At 73.8% G+C, this 16,838-nt stretch carries 14 protein-coding genes and 1 pseudogene; 6 read left to right on the forward strand and 9 right to left on the reverse strand.

Features of this window, described 5'->3' with window-relative positions; all coding sequences use genetic code 11:
- The first annotated feature begins 36 nt into the window (after nt 1-36).
- Nucleotides 37-1,392 carry an MFS transporter gene (locus tag IEY86_RS13305; protein ID WP_229698394.1) on the forward strand — a complete coding sequence of 452 codons (1,356 nt, stop codon included), beginning with the start codon at nt 37-39 and terminating at the stop codon, nt 1,390-1,392.
- Here IEY86_RS13305 and IEY86_RS13310 read toward each other — a convergent pair.
- Nucleotides 1,320-2,702 (reverse strand): PAS domain-containing protein, encoded by a 1,383-nt coding sequence (locus IEY86_RS13310; RefSeq protein ID WP_189131842.1) that lies wholly within the window; start codon nt 2,700-2,702, stop codon nt 1,320-1,322. The genes IEY86_RS13305 and IEY86_RS13310 overlap by 73 nt on opposite strands.
- A gap of 164 nt (nt 2,703-2,866) precedes the next feature.
- The gene (locus IEY86_RS13315) at nt 2,867-4,123 is read right to left on the reverse strand and encodes an MBL fold metallo-hydrolase (RefSeq protein ID WP_373287012.1); all 1,257 of its coding nucleotides are present in this window, start codon (nt 4,121-4,123) and stop codon (nt 2,867-2,869) included.
- A gap of 211 nt (nt 4,124-4,334) precedes the next feature.
- Between IEY86_RS13315 and IEY86_RS13320 the strand changes: the two genes are divergently transcribed.
- Nucleotides 4,335-5,051, forward strand: a complete 717-nt coding sequence (locus IEY86_RS13320; RefSeq protein WP_189131843.1) for a (2Fe-2S)-binding protein — start codon at nt 4,335-4,337, stop codon at nt 5,049-5,051.
- Between the two features lie 196 nt (nt 5,052-5,247).
- On the opposite strand, the gene IEY86_RS13325 is transcribed toward IEY86_RS13320, so the two are convergent.
- Entirely contained in the window at nt 5,248-6,201 is a 954-nt protein-coding gene (locus IEY86_RS13325) for a siderophore-interacting protein (protein WP_189131844.1), read from the reverse strand.
- A gap of 173 nt (nt 6,202-6,374) precedes the next feature.
- On the opposite strand from IEY86_RS13325, the gene IEY86_RS13330 reads away from it, so the two are divergent.
- Nucleotides 6,375-7,310, forward strand: coding sequence for a DUF4429 domain-containing protein (locus IEY86_RS13330; RefSeq protein WP_189131845.1), 936 nt, complete (start codon nt 6,375-6,377; stop codon nt 7,308-7,310).
- A 240-nt stretch (nt 7,311-7,550) separates the two neighbouring features.
- On the opposite strand, the pseudogene IEY86_RS13335 reads toward IEY86_RS13330, so the two are convergent.
- Nucleotides 7,551-7,928: pseudogene (locus IEY86_RS13335) on the reverse strand (MmcQ/YjbR family DNA-binding protein); the annotation flags it as partial.
- Between the two features lie 248 nt (nt 7,929-8,176).
- Here IEY86_RS13335 and IEY86_RS13340 point away from each other — a divergent pair.
- Complete coding sequence (locus tag IEY86_RS13340) at nt 8,177-8,662, forward strand: peroxiredoxin (RefSeq protein ID WP_189131846.1); 486 nt, start codon at nt 8,177-8,179, stop codon at nt 8,660-8,662.
- Between the two features lie 37 nt (nt 8,663-8,699).
- Here the strand turns inward: IEY86_RS13340 and IEY86_RS38620 are convergent, their stop codons facing one another.
- Both IEY86_RS38620 and IEY86_RS13345 read right to left on the reverse strand, forming a co-directional pair.
- Entirely contained in the window at nt 8,700-8,996 is a 297-nt protein-coding gene (locus IEY86_RS38620; RefSeq protein ID WP_506016876.1) for a hypothetical protein, read from the reverse strand.
- Entirely contained in the window at nt 8,993-10,444 is a 1,452-nt protein-coding gene (locus tag IEY86_RS13345) for an MFS transporter (RefSeq protein WP_189131847.1), read from the reverse strand. Before IEY86_RS13345 ends, IEY86_RS38620 begins: the two co-directional genes overlap by 4 nt.
- A gap of 183 nt (nt 10,445-10,627) precedes the next feature.
- Between IEY86_RS13345 and IEY86_RS13350 the strand changes: the two genes are divergently transcribed.
- Nucleotides 10,628-12,181 carry a CYTH and CHAD domain-containing protein gene (locus IEY86_RS13350; protein WP_189131848.1) on the forward strand — a complete coding sequence of 518 codons (1,554 nt, stop codon included), beginning with the start codon at nt 10,628-10,630 and terminating at the stop codon, nt 12,179-12,181.
- 28 nt (nt 12,182-12,209) lie between these two features.
- Here IEY86_RS13350 and IEY86_RS13355 read toward each other — a convergent pair whose 3' ends face one another.
- A complete protein-coding gene (locus IEY86_RS13355) occupies nt 12,210-13,829 on the reverse strand; it encodes an FAD-binding oxidoreductase (protein WP_189131849.1) in 1,620 nt (539 codons plus the stop codon).
- Nucleotides 13,830-14,178: 349 nt separating this feature from the next.
- Here IEY86_RS13355 and IEY86_RS13360 point away from each other — a divergent pair, with 349 nt between their 5' ends.
- Complete coding sequence (locus tag IEY86_RS13360) at nt 14,179-14,943, forward strand: GAF and ANTAR domain-containing protein (RefSeq protein ID WP_189131850.1); 765 nt, start codon at nt 14,179-14,181, stop codon at nt 14,941-14,943.
- Between the two features lie 701 nt (nt 14,944-15,644).
- Here the strand turns inward: IEY86_RS13360 and IEY86_RS13365 are convergent.
- Both IEY86_RS13365 and IEY86_RS13370 read right to left on the reverse strand, forming a co-directional pair.
- Nucleotides 15,645-16,115, reverse strand: a complete 471-nt coding sequence (locus IEY86_RS13365) for a type II toxin-antitoxin system VapC family toxin (RefSeq protein ID WP_229698395.1) — start codon at nt 16,113-16,115, stop codon at nt 15,645-15,647.
- A 104-nt stretch (nt 16,116-16,219) separates the two neighbouring features.
- On the reverse strand, nt 16,220-16,813 hold the full coding sequence (locus IEY86_RS13370) for a cupin domain-containing protein (protein ID WP_189131851.1): 594 nt from the start codon (nt 16,811-16,813) through the stop codon (nt 16,220-16,222).
- Between the last annotated feature and the right edge of the window lie 25 nt (nt 16,814-16,838).

Here is a 16,838-nt window from a genome sequence, read left to right on the forward strand (position 1 = left end):
GTGCTCTCCTCCCCCTTCCCCTCCCGCGGAACCCGTTTGCCCGCGCTGCCCCCGGCCGCGCGGCGGGTCGTCCGGCTCAACAATGGCTTCCAGCTCTCGTTCAACCTCCTGTGGTGGATGCCGGTCTTCTACGACTACCAGCGCCACAGCGGCCTGACGGACGGCCAGATCTTCGGCATCCAGAGCATCTACTACCTCGCTTTCTGCTTTCTCGAGGTCCCCACGGGCCTGATCGCCGACCGCATCGGACCCCGGCGCTGCATGCACCTGGGCGCGGGCGTCATGGCCGCCGCCAATGTGCTCCCGGCGGTCCGCGCCGACTGCACCGGCTTCCTGCTGCACTTCCTCGCCCTGGCCGCCGCCCGGTCACTGGTCTCCGGCGCGGGAAGCGCGTACCTCTACGAGTGCCTGGACGCGCACGGAGCCAAGGACCGCTACGCCCAGGCGGAAGGCACCGCCCGTGCCCTCGGCCTCGCAGCCAAGATCGTCTGCTGGCCGTTCGTCGGCCTGGTGATGCGCCTGGACCACGCGGCGCCCTACTGGCTCACGGCGGTCAGCGCGAGCGCCTCGCTGGCGTGCGTGCTCGCCCTGCCCGCCCTGCCGCACCACCGGCCGGGCGGGGACGCGGCGCCGAGCGGTGGGCGGCCGGGTCCGCTCACCTCGCTGCGCAACGCCCTGTCCGTCCTGCGGGGCTCTCGGGTGCTCGGCCCGCTCATGGTCCAGGGCGTCGCCGTCTTCACCCTCGCCCGCATCTGCCAGGTCAACCTCTTCCAGCCGCTCCTGCTCGACAAGCAGATCCCCGTGGTGGACCACGGCGCCCTGCTGTCCGCCATGACGCTCGCCGAGGCGGTCGGAGCCTCACGTCCGGGGCTGATCCGGCGCAGGATGAGCGACTCCGGGGCCGTCTTCGTCCTCAGCCTGGTCATGGCCGGATCGCTGGGCGCCACCGTCCTCGCGGACGGCAGGACCACCGTTGTCCTGCTGTGCCTGTTCGCGGTGGCGGGCGGACTGGCGTACCCGGTGCAGCGCCATCTGATCAACGACGCCATCCCGTCGATCCCCTACCGGGCGACACTGCTGTCGCTGGAGTCCATCATCGACCGCGGAGTCTGCGCGCTGGTGGCCCTTGCGGTCGGTGCCTACCTCGCCGACGACCGGCTCCATACCCTGCTCGTCCAGTCGGCCGTCGGCACCTGCGTGCTCCTCGCCGCGGTCGGTGTCCTCCTGCGACTCCTGCGGCGCCCCGGCCTGCAAGCGGCCGGGACGGACGCCGGGGAAGTCTCCCGGGAAGCCCTTCAGGAAGCCCCTCGGGAGGTCCTTCAGGAGGCGCCGCCGGCCGTGTCGGTGAGTGCCGGTGGCCAGACGGCCGGATCGAGCAGTCCCAGGGCGTAGGCCCGAGCCACCACCGCCGTCCGGGAGGGAGCTTCCAGCACGGTCCTCAGCCGCCGGAGGTGGTAGTCGAGCGCCTGGCGGGACAGGCCGAGGGCCGCCCCTATGCCGGTGTTGGCGTCCCCCCGGGCCAGGCGCAGCAGGACCTGTTCCTGAATCGGAGTCAGCTCCACCTCCTCGCGGTGCTCCACCCCGAGGGCGCTCGCGAGTGTCAGGAGCCGGTCCGGGCGGCCCTGCGCCCGGGCCACGGCCAGATCGGCGCGGACCATGCGCCGCCCGCCGCTGCCGGTGCGGCACTTCAGACGCACACGGCGGCGCTGTGTCCGGCCCTCGACGAGGGTCCGCCAGGCGCGGAGCGCCCGCTCGGCGTCGCGGTCGGGGACGAGGTGGTCGCGGACATGGCTGCCCTCGAGCGCCCCCACGGTGGTGGAGAGAAGGTCGGCGGCGCCCGGGCTGGCCCGCTCGATACGGCCCTGGAGGGAGAAGGTGATCGAGGCGACGCCCGAGCGGTCGCGCAGCGCGTGCAGGTCCTCGTCGGCCGCGGCCTTCTCGTCGAGCGCGTGGAGGTAGTCGGTCACATCGACGTAGATCCCGCCCACGCAGGGCCCGTTGGCCGTGTCGAGCGGGAACCGGTGGCCGAGCGCGCGTCCCGCGGTGCCGTCGGGGCGGACGAAGGACAGGGCGTGCCGGATGGGGCGTCCGCTCTCCAGGACCTCCTGGTCCAGGAGACGGAAGCGGGGCACGTCCGCGTCGGGCTCGACCTGGTCGATGGTGCGGCCGATGATCGAGGCGGGATCGCAGCGGTACAGGTGGGCGTAGGCGGCGTTGACCCACAGATACCGCCCCGAGGCGTCCCGTACGAAGGCGGCGGCGGGCACATAGGCGGCGAAGGCGTCGTACCGCTCCCGCTCGTGGACTCCGAGCGTCACATCGACCGCGGCCCCCGCCACCCCTCGGACGCGGCCGGACTCGTCGTGGCGAGGGCCGACCACCGCGTCCAGCAGGCGGCCGCCGCTCCTCGCCTGCCAGCGCACGATCTCCCCGCCGAGGGCCCGGTCGTGCGGGGCGCGGTCGTCGGCCGGGGGACCCGAGCGCCGCTCCAGCCTGGTCTCCGCGCGGCCCTCCGGGTGCCGGTGAGCCCGCCTCGGCCCGGAGCCGGCAGCGGCTTCCCGGTGGGTGAGCACCCGGGAACCGGTCCCGAGGGCGTCGAGGGCGGATCCGCCGCCGTGCGAGGTGATCCGCCGGTCCGGGTCGGTCTCCCACCAGGCGATGGGCAACCGCTCGAACAGCCGCACCCACGACTCGTCCTCCACCCGGCGCTCCTTCCGTTCGACACACGGTCAAACGGAAGCTCGCACACCGTGGCTCGGGAGGCGGTGACGGCAGATGTGATCAAGCCACGCCGATCCGGGCCCGGACGGCTCGGGCCCGGATGCCTGCCGCGGCCGACGGCGCCGGGGCGACGTGGCCCGGTTGCTCAGTGGGCGACGCTGTCGGACCTGGGGCCGAGCTCGTCCTCCCCGGTGCCGGGCGGGTCCGGGCGATCACCCGCGGTCTGCGCTCTCGATGCTTCCAGCCTGCCCCCTCCCTGGGCACCCCCGGATGCCTCCGGCACCACGGCCACGGGCCGCCACCACGGTTCGAGCGCGGGCAGGTTGGCCGGTTCGAACGGCACACCGGGCTTCGGCACCACGACGTCCACGCCCGCTCGGTGCGCCGCGGCCACCGTCCGCTCGGCGGGCTCCTCCCACGGATGCGGCGCGAGGTTGAACGTCCCCCAGTGGATGGGCAGCAGGGCCCCGTGCGATGTGCCCCCGGACAGGTCGATGTGCGTGCGTACGCCGTCCTCCGGGAGCATGTGGATGTCGGGCCAGAACTCGCTGTAGGCGCCGATCTGCACCATGGACGCGTCGAACGGGCCGTGCTCGGCACCGATCTTGGCGAATCCGGGGAAGTATCCGGTGTCACCGCTGTGGAAGACGCGGTGCTCCGGTCCGGCGACGACCCAGGACGCCCACAGGGTGTACTTGCTGTTGCGCAGGCCGCGGCCGCAGAAGTGGCGGGCGGGGGTGGCGGTGAGGGTCAGTCCCGCAGCCTGCGCCGACTCGTCCCAGTCCAGCTCGATGACGCGGTCGGCCGGAACCTTCCAGTGCTCCAGATGCGCCCCCACGCCCAGCGGCACCGCGAAGACCGCGGGCGAGTCGATGAGCGCGCGCACCGTCGGCATGTCCAGGTGGTCGTAGTGGTCGTGCGAGATCACGACCACATCCACATCGCCGAGCTCGGACAGCGGGATCGGGACGGGGTGGAGCCGCTTGGGCCCCGCGAACGCGAAGGGCGAGCATCGGGCACCCCACACCGGATCGAACAGCACTCGGGCGCCGTCGATCTCCGCCAGCACCGAGGCATGCCCCATCCACGTCAGCCGCAGCCCGCTGGAGGGCGGCTCGGCCAGCTCCCCGGCGGTCAGCGAGTGCACCGGAACAGGCGAGGCCGGTGACCGCCGCGCACGGTCGGCCGAGCGCAGGCTGCTGCGCACGAAGCCGCTGGTGGAGCCCGGCAGCATCATCCGGGTGGGCAGCGGATTGCGGAACGCTCCGTCAACGAAGTTCGGGGAGCGGTGGATCCGCTCCAGCCGCTCACCCGTGGGCAGGGCTCCGAAAGCGGGCAGCTTCGGCAGCCTGCTGCCGAGGGAGCCGTCGGCTCGGGCGGGCCGACTGTTCGATGCGGGCACAGCACCTCCTCGCGCGGAAGACGACCTTCCTGAGCCCGAGCGTACTGGGCCCGGCCGACATCCACCCCCGCGAGTGAGCCGATCTTGCCCGGGCTCCCCGAGCCGCGGGATTGCGGCAGGTGGGGCGGGAGGCGCGCCGCGTACGATCCGCGGGACAGGGTGCGGGGAACGCGTCGGGAAGAGGGACACGGTGCCGGGGACGGTGGATCCAGTGGACGCGGCACTGCGTGAAGCCGCCGCGGTGGGCCCCTTCTTCGCCCTCTGTCCCGAGGGGCGGCCGTTCGACCAGGGCCGGCTTCCGCTCGCACATGTGTACAGCGCCCCCGAGGGGCCGCTGGTGGCGAGGATCGACGCCGTGGCCGCGGCCCTGCGGACCGGCGACAGGCGGGTGGCCGCCTCCATCGCCTTCCAGGGGCTGGCCGCACGCCTGTGGTCCGTCGCCCTCGGCGCGGCCGTCCTCGGGGAGCGGCTGCCGGACCTCGGCCCCGAGCGCCTGCGGTGGAATCCGGCCCGTACCGCCCCGGACGACCTCTGGCTGCCCACGCCCCGGCAGGCGGCCCGCGACGACGGGGACCTCCCGGCCGCGCTGCGCTCCGCGGTCCTCCACGGCCACCTGCTCCCCCTGCACCGGGCGACGATCGCGGTGTGCTCGGTCTCGAGCCGTGTCCTGTGGGGCAACGCGGCCTCCGCGCTCGTGGGCTCCCTGCGGGTCCTGCACGGCTGGTGCCGGACGGCGGGCCGCCCACGGGCCGCGGACAGGGCCCTGTCGCTGTGCCGGTCAGTCCTGGACGACCCCCTGATGCGGGAGACCGGGACGCTGCACGAGGACGCCGGTGCCCCCGCGTTCGTCCGGCGCGGTTGCTGCCTGTACTACCGCGTTCCCGGCGGCGGTCTGTGCGGGGACTGCGTCCTCGCGCACTGCCGCTGACCGGCCCGGGGGCGGACCGTGGGGTGCCCGGACCCGTCCGCGGGAGCACGAGACCGGGCGCGGCCCGCGGGAGCCGGGGCGGGACTCCCTCGGCGGCGCGCGGAGCGCGGGATCAAGAGGAGCGCGGGATCACGGGAGCCGCGGGATCATGGGGACGGCGGGATCACGGGGGCCGTGGGATCAAGGGGCCGCGGGATCACGAGGAGGAGCCCGCCTCCTCCTCGCTGACGCCGCGGTTCCACTCCGCCTTGGACGCCTGCCAGCCGTCCTCGTCGACACCGCGCCGCCAGTAGCCGGAGACCGACAGCCGCGCGGGGGCGATGCCCCGCTCCATGCGCAGGAGGCGGCGCAGTTCCCTGACGAAGTCCGCCTCGCCGTGCACGAACGCCTGCACATCGCCGGAGGGGAACTCCAGGGCCCGTACGGCCTCCACCAGGGCGGCGCCAACCGGGCGTTCGCCCCGGTGCACCCATACGACCTCGGCCTCACCGGGCGTCTCCAGCTTCAGTTCCTCCTCGGGTCCCGCGACCTCGAGGAAGACCCGGGCCGGGGCCCCGGACGGCAGTCGTTCGAGGGAGGCCGCGACGGCGGGCAGCGCGCTCTCGTCGCCCACGAGCAGATGCCAGTCGGCCCCCGCGTCGGGGGCGTACCCGCCGCCGGGCCCGAGGAAGAGCAGTTCGTCGCCCGGCTTGGCACGGGCGGCCCAGGGGCCGGCCAGCCCTTCGTCGCCGTGGTGCACGAAGTCGACCGCCAGCTCCGGCACCGACGCGTCGAAGGAGCGGACGGTGTAGGTGCGGGTGACCGGCCACTGCTCGCGCGGCAGGTCCCGGCGCACGGCCTCCATGTCCATCGGCCGCGGGTACTCCACGCCGGGCCGGGGGAAGAGCAGCTTGATGTAGTGGTCGGTGTACTGCCCGGCCGTGAACTCCGCAAGTCCCGGTCCGCCGACGACGACGCGGATCATGTGCGGGCTCAGCCGCTCGGTGCGCAGGACCGTACCCCGGTGCAGTTGACGCCTCCCGCGCTCCGGCCGTCCCTGCCCGCCCCGCGCGTCCTGCCCGCCCTGACCGCTCTGTGCGTCCTGCCCGTCCTGTGCGTCCTGCCCGCGCCGCCGGTTCGGCGTGTCCTGCCGGCCCTGTGGGTCTGCCATCGCCATTCCCCTCGTGGGTGCCCTGCCCGGACCCTCGGCCCGAGCATCAACTTAGGTAAGGCTAACTTAATGGTCGGGGGGTCCGGGAGACCGGCTCCATCGTTGCTGCCCGGCGGCGTGGCGGTCGCCGCCGGGAAGGTCCCCCGCGGGTGCGGTCACCGTACAATCCGCCCATGGCAGAGGTCACTTCACGCGAAGGCACCTGGACGTTCGACGGTGACACCATCCGGATCGTGCCGGGAAGCGACCGCGCCATCCACAAGCTGCGCAAGACCCTCGGGGAGGTCGCCGTGCCGCTGGCGGCCGTGGCCGGCCTCGCCCATGAGGCGGGCCGCAAGGCCGGGCGGCTCAAGCTCAGGCTGCGCGACGGCGCCGACCCGTTCACCCAGGCCGTGGGCGGCAGGCTCCCCGGGGACGCCGACCCCTACCGCATGACCGTCGCCACCGACCGTACCGGCGCCGCCGAGTACTTCGTGGACGAGGTGCGCAACGCGCTCCTGCTCGAGCAGGTCCCGGAGGGCGCGAGCGACCGGTACCTCATGCCCGGCCCGGGCGTGCCCATATCGGCGTCGGCGGCGGACGGCGCGGCGGCGTTCGACGGGGAGTACGTGCGCCTGCAGTGGAACTGGCTGACCGAGGAGAGCAAGCGCTCGGCCGGACCGCGGCAGATCGCGCTCAAGGACATCAGCGGCGTGGAGTGGCATCCGTCGATCGGACTCGACGGCGGCCACCTCCGCTTCCGCGTCAATGACTCCGCCGGCACCCCGCAGAAGACCAAGTACGACCCCAACTCCCTGGTGCTGTGGGGCACCAAGAAGGAGACCAGCGGTACGGCGCTGCTCGCCGCCGCGGTCGTCGCCCGCATTCCGCACCCGTTCGCCGTGGCGGATGCCGTGCCGTCCGCGACCGCGCCGCCGGCTCTCGCGCAGGCGCCGACCGCGGCCGCGGGTGAGATCCCCACCGACGCCGTGCCGCCGGGCGCTGCCGATCCGGACGACGCCGACGCCCTCCTGCGCCGCCTGCGCGAACTCGGCGGACTCCATCGCGACGGAGTCCTCACCGACGAGGAGTTCACCGCCGCCAAGCAGGCGATCCTGCGCCGCCTGTGAGCCCCCGACCGCCTGTGAGCCCCCGACCGCCTGTGAGCCCCGGCAGGCCGTCGTCCGGAGCCCGGCCGGGGAACTGAACGGCGTCCCTCGCCTGCCTCGCCGGCCTCGGCGTTCCCTTGCGTTTCCTCGTGGAAGGCGCCCTCACTCGCCGCCATGTCCTGCGTGCGGGTCGTCGCCGTGGGGCCGAGAGCGTTCCGGCCGCCACGACGGGGAGCCCGCGTCCTCGGCGCCGGACGTCCCCCGCTCGTCCAGCAGCGCCACCAGGCGTTTGGGCGCGACCGCCCGGTAGCTGTCCTCGACCCAGTCGCACAGCACGGCGAGCGGCGGGCAGCCCTCGCCGAACGGCACGGTCACCCAGCCCGACCTGCCCAGACCGTACCCGGCGGGCGCGGCACCGGGAACGGTGAGCGCGTGGGCGTGGGCCTCCTCGTCGCCCTGGAGTTTGACGGTGAAGCCCGGCCGGTGGCCGCTGTCCTGCGCACCGAGGAAGACGAACACCTTCTTGTTCACCTTGGCGACGGACTCGCCCCAGGGGAACTCCTCCTGCGCCTGCGGCAGTCCGAGAGCGAACGCGCGGACCGCCTCCCGTACTTCCAGCGGATCCGACGACCTGGCCATGGCGACCTCCAAGCTGCGCATCTCCCGTCCGCCCCCTGCCGGCGGTCCCACGCTACCGAGCGCGTCCGCCTCGTGCCGAAGGCGCCCGGCCGACGGGGCCGCCCTCCACCGTCCCGGCCGCTGTTCGACCGGCCGACTACCGTCGCCCTCCGACCCGCCGACTACGGTTGCCCCCTGACACATCCCGTGAGGCGGAGCGCCCCGCGCCCTCCGGGACGACGCATCGAGGGAAGGCATGGGACCCGACCATGGCCAAGGCACCCCGGCTCGGAGAGCGGCTCCCCGATTTCAACCTCCCCGGAGGACGGTTGATCGAGGGCACGTTCGCACGACGGGACTACACGCTGTCCGGCTCGCGCGGACGCCCGGTCGTCCTCGCCTTCTACCCGGGCGACAACACCACTGTGTGCACCAAGCAGCTGTGCTCGTACATGTCGGGGTTCGAGCGGTTCACCGAGCTGGGGGCCGAGGTGTGGGGGATCAGCCCTCAAGGTGTCGACAGCCACGAGGAGTTCGCGCGACGGCACGGGCTGAGCTTCCCCCTGCTCGCGGACGAGGACCGCTCAGTCGCCCGTGCCTTCGCGGTGGCGGCGCCGGGCACAGGGCTGCGCCGCGCCGTGTTCGTCGTGAGCCCCGCCGGGGAGCTGCACTGGAAGCATGTGGCACTGCTCGGCGTCACCTTCCAGTCGGTGGACACCATCGCCGAGCAGCTGGGCGCCCTCACGGCCAACTGACGTCCGCCCGCGGCTTCTCCCCGGCTTCCCCGGTCCTTCACGACTGCCGGTACAGCCGCCCGGCCTCTTCGGGGAGCAGGCGTTCGGTCACTTTCGGCGGCGGGGCCCGGAGGTCCGCCGACACGGGTGCCGAGCGCTCCCGCAGGCTTCCGTCGTCACCGACCCCGGGCCGGTGCCGGGGCGCCCGCCACCTCCTCGGGGTGAGCGCCTCCGGGTCCAGTGACCATCCGCTTCGGACCGGCCCGGGGACCCCGTCGTCACGAGGCCTCCGGCGAGGCGACCGGGTCCGGCTCGCCGACCGCGGTCTCGGCCTCAGCCGCGGTCTCGGCCTCAGCCGCGATCTCGGCCAGCCGCGGTCTCGGCCTCAGACGCGATCTCGGCCGAAGTCCCGGCCGCAGTCTCAGTCCAGGCCTCGGCCGCGGCCTCCGATGCGGCGCGCAGCTCGTCGAGCCGATCCTCCGTCAGGTCGTAGCGGGCCAGCAGGGGCAGACTGAGTGCCACGAGAGCGGCGGGAAGCGCGCCGAAACCGACCACGACACCGCCCGGCGCCGAATCCGGCTGCGCCACACGGTGGTCGGCGTCCGAGGACACGAACCCCGAGATCGACAGCGCCAGTCCGAACAGCCCCGGGCCCACGGCCAGGCCAAGGGTCTCCCCGGCGGTCCACAACCCGGTGAACACCCCCGCGCGCCTGCGGCCGCTGAGGAAGGCGTCGGCCGCCACCGCGTCGCCCAGCATGGCCAGCGGCAGCATCTGCATCCCCGCGTAGCCGACGCCCGCCAGCGCCATGAACGCGTACACCGCCCAGGCGGGCAGCCCGCGGGCCGTCGAAGTCCCCGCGGCCGCGACCAGGAAGCACAGGGATGCGGCGAACGCGGCCGCGCGTTTGCCGAGCCTGCGCCCGAGCGCCAGCCACAGGGGCATGGCCGCGAGCGAGGGCACGATCAGGCAGGCGAACAGCGCGGTGATGGCCTTCGGGCGGTCCAGCACATAGGTCGCGAAGTACTGGGCGCCCGCCAGCATGAGGCCGGCGGCCGCCGCCTGGACGACGTAGAAGCCGAGAAGCCAGGCGAACGGGCGGTTGCCGCGGGCCGCCCGCAACTGCGCCGCCAGCGAGGGCTCGCTGACGGCGCGCAGCACACTCGGCGCGCCCGAGGTGGCGAAGAACGCCGCCAGGGTGCCCGCGCACAGCAGCACCCCGATCACCGCACCCATCAGCCGGTAGCCGCCGAGCGTCCCCCGCTCGTCGCCGGAAGCGCCCGCGAGCACCGGGGCCAGCGCACCGGCCAGCAGGATCGCCCCGCCGAGGAAGGCCACCCGCCAGGACATGATCCTGGCCCGCTCGTCGTGGTCGGTCGTCAGTTCCGCGGGCAGGGCGACATAGGGCACCTGGAAGCACGCGAAGCCGGTGGCGGTGAGAAGGAAGAGCACCGCGACGTAGGCGGCGGCCCAGCCGCGCTCGAGCGGTGGCCCCGCGAACATCGCCGCGAAGGAGACCGGCATGGCGACGGCGCCGAGCAGCATCCAGGGGCGCCGCGGGCCCCAGCGGTGCACGGTCCGGTCCGACAGGCTGCCCACACAGGGGTTGATCAGCACGTCCCAGGCCTTGGGCAGGAAGACCAGCGCCCCGGCCACTCCCGCGGCCACCCCGAGGACATCGGTCAGGTAGTAGAGCAGCAGCAGACCGGGGACGGTCGCGAAGGTGCCGGTGCCGAACGATCCGAGACCGTAGCCGATACGCACGCGTGCGCTCAGCGGACCGTGTGTACCAAGATCGGACATGCGCGCGAATGTAGGGGCGGCGACTAGGGCCGCACCAGGCTCGGACATGAATATCGTGCGAACGGCCACCCGGCCCGCCGTCCCCGGGCGTCGAGGACCCCGTCGGAGTGATGACGGCGCCGGATGGCACGCCGTATCGCGTCGCGCTGGTATTCGCGGACCGCGAGTGGGCAGGCGAAGGGTATGGCTGTTACCGCGACCGAGACGGAGCGCAAGTACGAGACCTCCGCAGACGGCTCCCTTCCGGACCTCGGCACGGCTCCCGCAGTGGCGGGCGTCGAGCCCGCCGACACCGAGGAACTCGACGCCGTCTACTACGACACGCCGGACCTTCGCCTGCTGTCCCGCAGGATCACCCTGCGGCGCAGGCAGGGCGGTCACGACGAGGGATGGCATCTGAAGCTCCCGGCCGGGCCGGACAGCAGGCGCGAGGTGCGGCTGCCGCTCGACGCGGGCGGCCCCTCGCAGGTGCCGCAGGAGCCGGCCGACCTGGTGCGTGCGGTGACCCGCGGCCGGGAACTCGTTCCCGTCGCGCATCTGCGGACCCGGCGCACCCGTCAGGTGCTGCGTGACGCCGAGGGCAACGCCCTGGCGGAGGTCGCCGACGACCGGGTCACCGCCCAGGTGCTCGGATCGCGGCGCCGTGCGGGCGACGAGGCTCCCGGCCAGTGGACCGAGATCACCTCCTGGCACGAGGTCGAGGTCGAACTGGAAACGGGCGGCCCGGACCTGCTCGAGGCCGTCGAGCAGATCCTCATCGCTGCGGGCCTGCGCCGCTCCGGCAGCGGATCCAAGCTCGCCCGGGTGCTCGCCGAGGAGCCCTCCACGGTGGGACCGCGCCCCCAGCAGAGCCTGCGGACCGCGGGCGGAGCGGTCCTGGCGCGGGTGTCCGGGCAGGCCGACGCCATCCTCGCCTGGGACCCGGCGGTCCGGCTCGACGAACCCGACTCCGTCCACCAGATGCGTGTCGCGACCCGTCGCCTGCGCAGTGCCCTGAAGACCTATCGCAAGATCCTCGACCGCCGGGCCACCGACCCGGTGGAGGCCGAGCTGAAGTGGCTCGCCGAGGTGCTGGGCAGGGCCCGTGACAGCGAGGTGCTCGGGCAGCGGCTGTCCGCCGAGATCGACCGGCTGCCGGTCGAGGTGGTGCTGGGACCGGTCGAGGCGAGGATCACCGCCCGGACGGCGTCCGAGTACCGCGACGCCCACCGCGCGGCCCTCGAAGCGCTCTCGGGGGACCGCTATTTCGCCCTGCTCGACGCCCTCGACCGGCTGCTCGCCGACCCCCCGCTCCTCCCGGCCGCCGAACAGCGGGCGGACAGGGCGCTCGACAAGGCCGCCCGGCGCGAACACCGCCGACTGGCCGGCCGGGTGGAAGCGGCGCTGGAGGCGGAGCCCGGCCAGGACAGGGACGCCGCCCTGCACTCGGCCCGCAAGGCGGCCAAGCGTGCCCGCTACGCGGGTGAGACCGCCCAGCCGGTCCTCGGCGGGCGCGCCAAGCGCTTCACCAAGCGGATGAAGAAGGTCCAGCAGCTACTCGGCATCCACCAGGACGCCGTGGTGACCCGGTCCGAGCTGCGCACGCTGGGCATCCGGGCGCACGGCGCGGGCGAGAACGCCTTCACCTACGGCCTGCTGTGGCGGGAGCAGACCGCCGCCGCCGACGACGTCGAACGCCGCCTGCCCGAGCTGTGGCGGCGGGTCGGCAGGCCGAAGTACGCGCGGCTGCGCCGCTGACGGACGGCCGCCCCCGTCGGCCGCCGCGTCAGCCGTTCGGCACGGCCTGGGGGAAGCGGAAGAGACGGTCGGGATCGTAGGCGCTCTTGACCTGGGACAGACGCGCGGCGTTCGCGCCGTAGTACGCCTTCTTCCAGTCGGTCAGCTTGGGGTCGATGTAGTTCTGGTACGCCTGGCCGCTGGCGTGCGGGCGCATCGCCGTGTGGAGGCCGTTCAGCCACGCGCGGCTGCGGGCGATTCCGGCCGCCGAGGTGCTGCCGGGCCAGTTGGCGATGTACTGCGCCAGGAAGAGCGCGTCGCGGTGGACGAACGCGGTGTCCCGCGGCTTGACGCGGTTGGTGGCGCCGCCGAGCGCGTCGAAGGCGATGCTGCCGCTGCCTCCGCGCGGGGCTATGCGCGCGTACCGCTCCACCTGGGCCAGCAGCGCCTTGATGCCCGCGGAGGACAGGGCACGGGTGTAGAAGTCGGAACGGGCGGCGTAGGAGGCACGGGTGGTGCGCCCGCTCGGGTTCTGCCCGGGGAGGGTGCCCGGCAGATGGCACTGGGCGAGCGACCAGCCCGAGCAGCCCGCCATGACGAGCATCGTGTCGAGGTGTGAGCGGGTGCGCACGACCGAGGAGGTGGGCTGCGCGCCGACCGCCGTGACCAGCCGGTCCAGATGGTCGCGCAGGCCCGACTGGCCGCCGAGGTAGTTGGCGCCGACGCCCACCCGGGGGGTGCCCGCCGTACCGGTCAGATGGAGGTTGGCCCACAGGGCGTCCGAGGCGGTGGGAGCCCACTTCTGCCAGGCCCGGATCACCGCGGCGGCCTTCGACCAGGGCCAGGACAAGAACGCGTAGGAGCAGTCGGGGGCGGCGTGCGTGCGCAGACGCAGCTCGGTGACGACGCCGAAGTTGCCCCCGCCGCCTCCGCGCAGGGCCCAGAACAGGTCGGAGTGGTGTTCGGCGTCCACCTCGAGGATCCGGCCGTCAGCGGTGACGATCTCCGCTCCGGTGAGGTTGTCGCAGGTCAGACCGTAGGCACGGCTGGTGACGCCGACGCCGCCACCGAGCGTGAGACCGGCGACGCCCACGGTCGGGCAGGAGCCCGCGGGAACGGTGCGCCCGGATCCGTTCAGCGTGCCGTACACATCGATCAGGCGGGCGCCCGCGCCGATGGAGGCGACCGCGCCGGAGGTGACCTTCTTCATGGCGCTGACGTCCACCACCAGCCCGGTGCCGGAGGACCAGCCGGCGTAGCTGTGGCCTCCGGCGCGAATCGCCACGGGAACGCCGAACCTCCTGGCGAAGGCCAGGCTGGTGACGACGTCCCTGGGATGCGAGGGGTAGGCGACACCGCTCGGCCTGGTGCCGTCGAACTGGGGCTGGAAGAGGCGGTGCGCCGAGGTGTACCGGCGGTCGCCCGGGCGGACGAGCAGGCCGTCGAGGTCGCGTTGGAACGCGGTCCAGTCGGACGGCTTGGGGCCCGCCGAGGTCGAGCGGACGGAGGACGCGGTGGCCGTGGCCCGTGCCGGGCCGCAGCTCGTCAGCCACGCGGCGGCGGCCACGCCGGCCCCGGCCCGCAGCAGGTCCCGTCTGCCGGTGCCGGAGCGGGAGAAGCCGGGCGCGGTACTCGTGTCCGGACGACGCGGCGCGGTGTGCTCGGGCATGGTGGGGTCCCCTCCTCGGAATGTGCCGCCGCCCGCTCTCCCCAGCGGGCGACGGCGATGTCGCTGCGCGTCCGCTCCGTTCACCGGGTGCTCCCTCGCCCGCATCGGACCTCGCACACTGGTGGACGCCCGACCAGGGAGGTTGGTTGTCCTCGCCACCCGGGCGCTTCGCCGCCGCCGCGCGTGAGCGGGGCGTCCGGCCGGGCGGGTGACCTACGCCCGCCGGTGGGCCTTACCGCCGGCGATGCGGGGTATGGGGTCATGGGGACGACTACGACCGGAACACGGCGGTGAAGGACCGCGTCAGGCAGGGGCAGGTGAGGACCTCGTGGAAGGTGAGCGGTCGTCCGTGGAACTGGCACGGATGTTCGCCGATCTGGCGGCAGCCCTGCAGTCCCAGGAAGAGATGGGTCGCACCCTCGGGGAGGTCGTGCGCATCGCCCGGACGACGGTCGGCTGCCAACACGCCGGGGTGACCCTTCGGCGCCCCGACGGCACCGTCGAGAGCGCGGCGGCGACCGGCGAAGTCGTCCGTGCCTGCGATCAGGCCCAGATCGAGACGGGAGAGGGCCCCGGTCTCGACGCCATCGACCGCGGTCCCGTACTGCGGGTGCACGACATGGCCGCCGAGGACCGCTGGCCCAAGTTCGCTCCCCGCGCCAGGGATCTGGGTGTGGGCAGCATGCTCGCCTGCCGGCTGACCGCCCACCGGGGGATCAAGGCGTCGCTGAATCTCTATGCCGCCCGCCCGGCCGCCTTCGACGAGAGCGCCGTCCAGCTCGCCGAGATCTTCGCCGCCCATGCCTCGATCGCGCTGACCAACGCACGTCTGCAGGAGACCCTGGAGTCGGCCCTGCGCTCACGGCAGACCATCGGGGAGGCCACGGGCCTGGTGATGGGCCGCTACCGCCTGGGCGCCACCCAGGCCTTCGACGTCCTCGTCCGCGCCTCCCAGCACCGCAATGTGAAACTGCGCGACATCGCCGACGAAGTCCTCCGCGACGGCCCCGGCGCCCTGCGCCGGGGCGGCGGCCGGTCCACCCGCCACGGCGGTGCGAGGGAGGACGGGGCGAGGGAGGACGGGGCGAGGCCGGCCGCGCAGGACGGGGAGTAGCCGGACCCACGGTGGCTCACCGGCCGAATCCCGCCGGGCTGATCCCGCCGGGCTGATCCCGTCGGGCTGATCCTGCCGGTCGGAACCCCTCGGTCGGATCCTGGCGGCCGTCGGCGGGCCCCGCTACCGGTACTCGACCGGCCTCGGCCGGACCCCCATCGCGACCAGGAGGACGGCGACGTCAGCAGGACCGCGGGCAGCGCGGGCCAGCCGCTCAAGGAGGAGCGGGCATCGGCCGTGCGGCTGGTCGGGATCGCCGACTGCTCGGCCCCCAGGGCGTCCAGGTGGATCGCGAAGTCGTCGTGGTCGAAGGCCAGACGGCCCCGGGGCACCTCGGTGAGAAGTTCCGCGGCGGCGTCCAGGCGTCCGGCCGCCACCAGATCGCGCAGCCGCTGGTCGTCGCGCTGCGTCGTGACGTCCGGCACGCAGAGCGCGGCCAGGAGGACGGCGGCCCAGGAGCCCTGGGCGATCAGCCGGGTGACCGGGGTCCGCAGCGGCCGACGGGAACCCTCGGCCTCACGGCGGCGCCCGGACCCGGTGGGCGGGTCCGGCGCGGGGCCGCCGGACCGCTCCGGATCGGCGCCGGCGCCGACGGGCGTGGTGGCCGCGACCGAAGCCTCCTGGGACAGCGTCATACGACGACGCCAGGGACTCCGAGAGGCCGCCGGGTGGCGGCCCGGTGGCCTGGAGGTGACCGGGTGTCAGGAGTCTGCTACGGGGACGGGGGCGATGCCCACGATCGGGCAGCGCGGCCCCGTGGCCCGCATCAGCCTCAGGTCCGCCGTGACCAGCGCAACCCCGAGGCGCTCGGCCACGGCGACGTAGGCCGCGTCGTCGGGGGTCAGGTTGTCCTTCAACTCCCACACGCGCTCCAGCAGCGGCGCCAGCGCCATCGACCGCAGGGTGAGCGAGGGCAGCCGCCCCGCGATCTCGTGCACCCGGTCCGCGCTCACCTGCCCCGCGAGGTACATCCCGCGAAGGGACTGCATCACTTCGATGAGCAGGTGCTCGGGCGCGGCCCACTCGCTGTCGCGGGCGAGTTCGGCGCGGGCGGCCTTTCCCCTGGGGCCGTCGTCCGCCAGCGCCAGTACCAGGGCCGAGGCATCGACGACGATCACCGGGGGGACCTCCAGCGTGGCGGCTCTGCCTGCGCGGTCGCGCAGTACGGCCACCCTAGATCCCCGGCCGGGGAAGATCGGCTGCCCGGGCGAACCAGCCGCCCGGCCACCTCACGTGTCCGGACGGACCACCTGGCCGGAGGGTTGTCCCACCCGGTTCACACCCGGGGGCCGGACCCCTCGACCGGGGCGGCGCCGACCGCGCTCAGCCGCTCGGGCGCCCCGCGGTGCCTGAGCGGAGTGAGCTGCTCGATGCCGTACCGCTCGCGCAGCGCGGCGATCGCGTCGTGGTCGACGGCCCCGCCCGAGTCGAGGATCTCCAGCAGTTCCTCGAAGTACCGCTCGTGGTCGGGCGGCGGAGAGGCCTGGAAGAACATCTTGGCCGGCTCGTCGGTGTGGTTGGCGAACGCGTGCGGGCAGCCCGGCGGCACGAGGATCATGGTCCCCGCCTTCGCCCGCACATACCGCTCGCCCGACGCCGACTCCCACTGCCTCCAGTCGTCGGTCGTGCGGACCCGCGGCTCGAAGGCCATCACGTCCAACTCGCCCTCGATGATGTAGAACAGCTCCTCACCGCGTGCGTGCGTGTGCGCGCCGACATCGAATCCGGGTGCGACCACCACCTCGAAGCTGGACGCGGCGAGGGAGTGCGTTCCGGTGACCTTGAAGGTCACCTGCTGCGCCCGGGTGCGGATCGTCCGGCCGTGTCCCTCGGGGATCACGAGGCCATCGGTGGGGTGGAGATAGGTCATCGGACTTCCTGTCCTCGTCTCGGGG

The sequence above is a fragment of the Wenjunlia tyrosinilytica genome (genome assembly GCF_014646055.1).
In the GTDB taxonomy this organism is placed as follows: domain Bacteria; phylum Actinomycetota; class Actinomycetes; order Streptomycetales; family Streptomycetaceae; genus Wenjunlia; species Wenjunlia tyrosinilytica.

What these genes read in the sequence shown, in the direction of transcription:
- IEY86_RS13345 (WP_189131847.1), bottom strand. Translation starts at nt 10,444, where the DNA reads ATGTCCGATCTTGGTACACACGGTCCGCTGAGCGCACGCGTGCGTATC.
- IEY86_RS13350 (WP_189131848.1), top strand. Translation starts at nt 10,628, where the DNA reads ATGGCTGTTACCGCGACCGAGACGGAGCGCAAGTACGAGACCTCCGCA.
- IEY86_RS13370 (WP_189131851.1), bottom strand. Translation starts at nt 16,813, where the DNA reads ATGACCTATCTCCACCCCACCGATGGCCTCGTGATCCCCGAGGGACAC.
- IEY86_RS13355 (WP_189131849.1), bottom strand. Translation starts at nt 13,829, where the DNA reads ATGCCCGAGCACACCGCGCCGCGTCGTCCGGACACGAGTACCGCGCCC.
- IEY86_RS13340 (WP_189131846.1), top strand. Translation starts at nt 8,177, where the DNA reads ATGGCCAAGGCACCCCGGCTCGGAGAGCGGCTCCCCGATTTCAACCTC.
- IEY86_RS13330 (WP_189131845.1), top strand. Translation starts at nt 6,375, where the DNA reads ATGGCAGAGGTCACTTCACGCGAAGGCACCTGGACGTTCGACGGTGAC.
- IEY86_RS13325 (WP_189131844.1), bottom strand. Translation starts at nt 6,201, where the DNA reads ATGGCAGACCCACAGGGCCGGCAGGACACGCCGAACCGGCGGCGCGGG.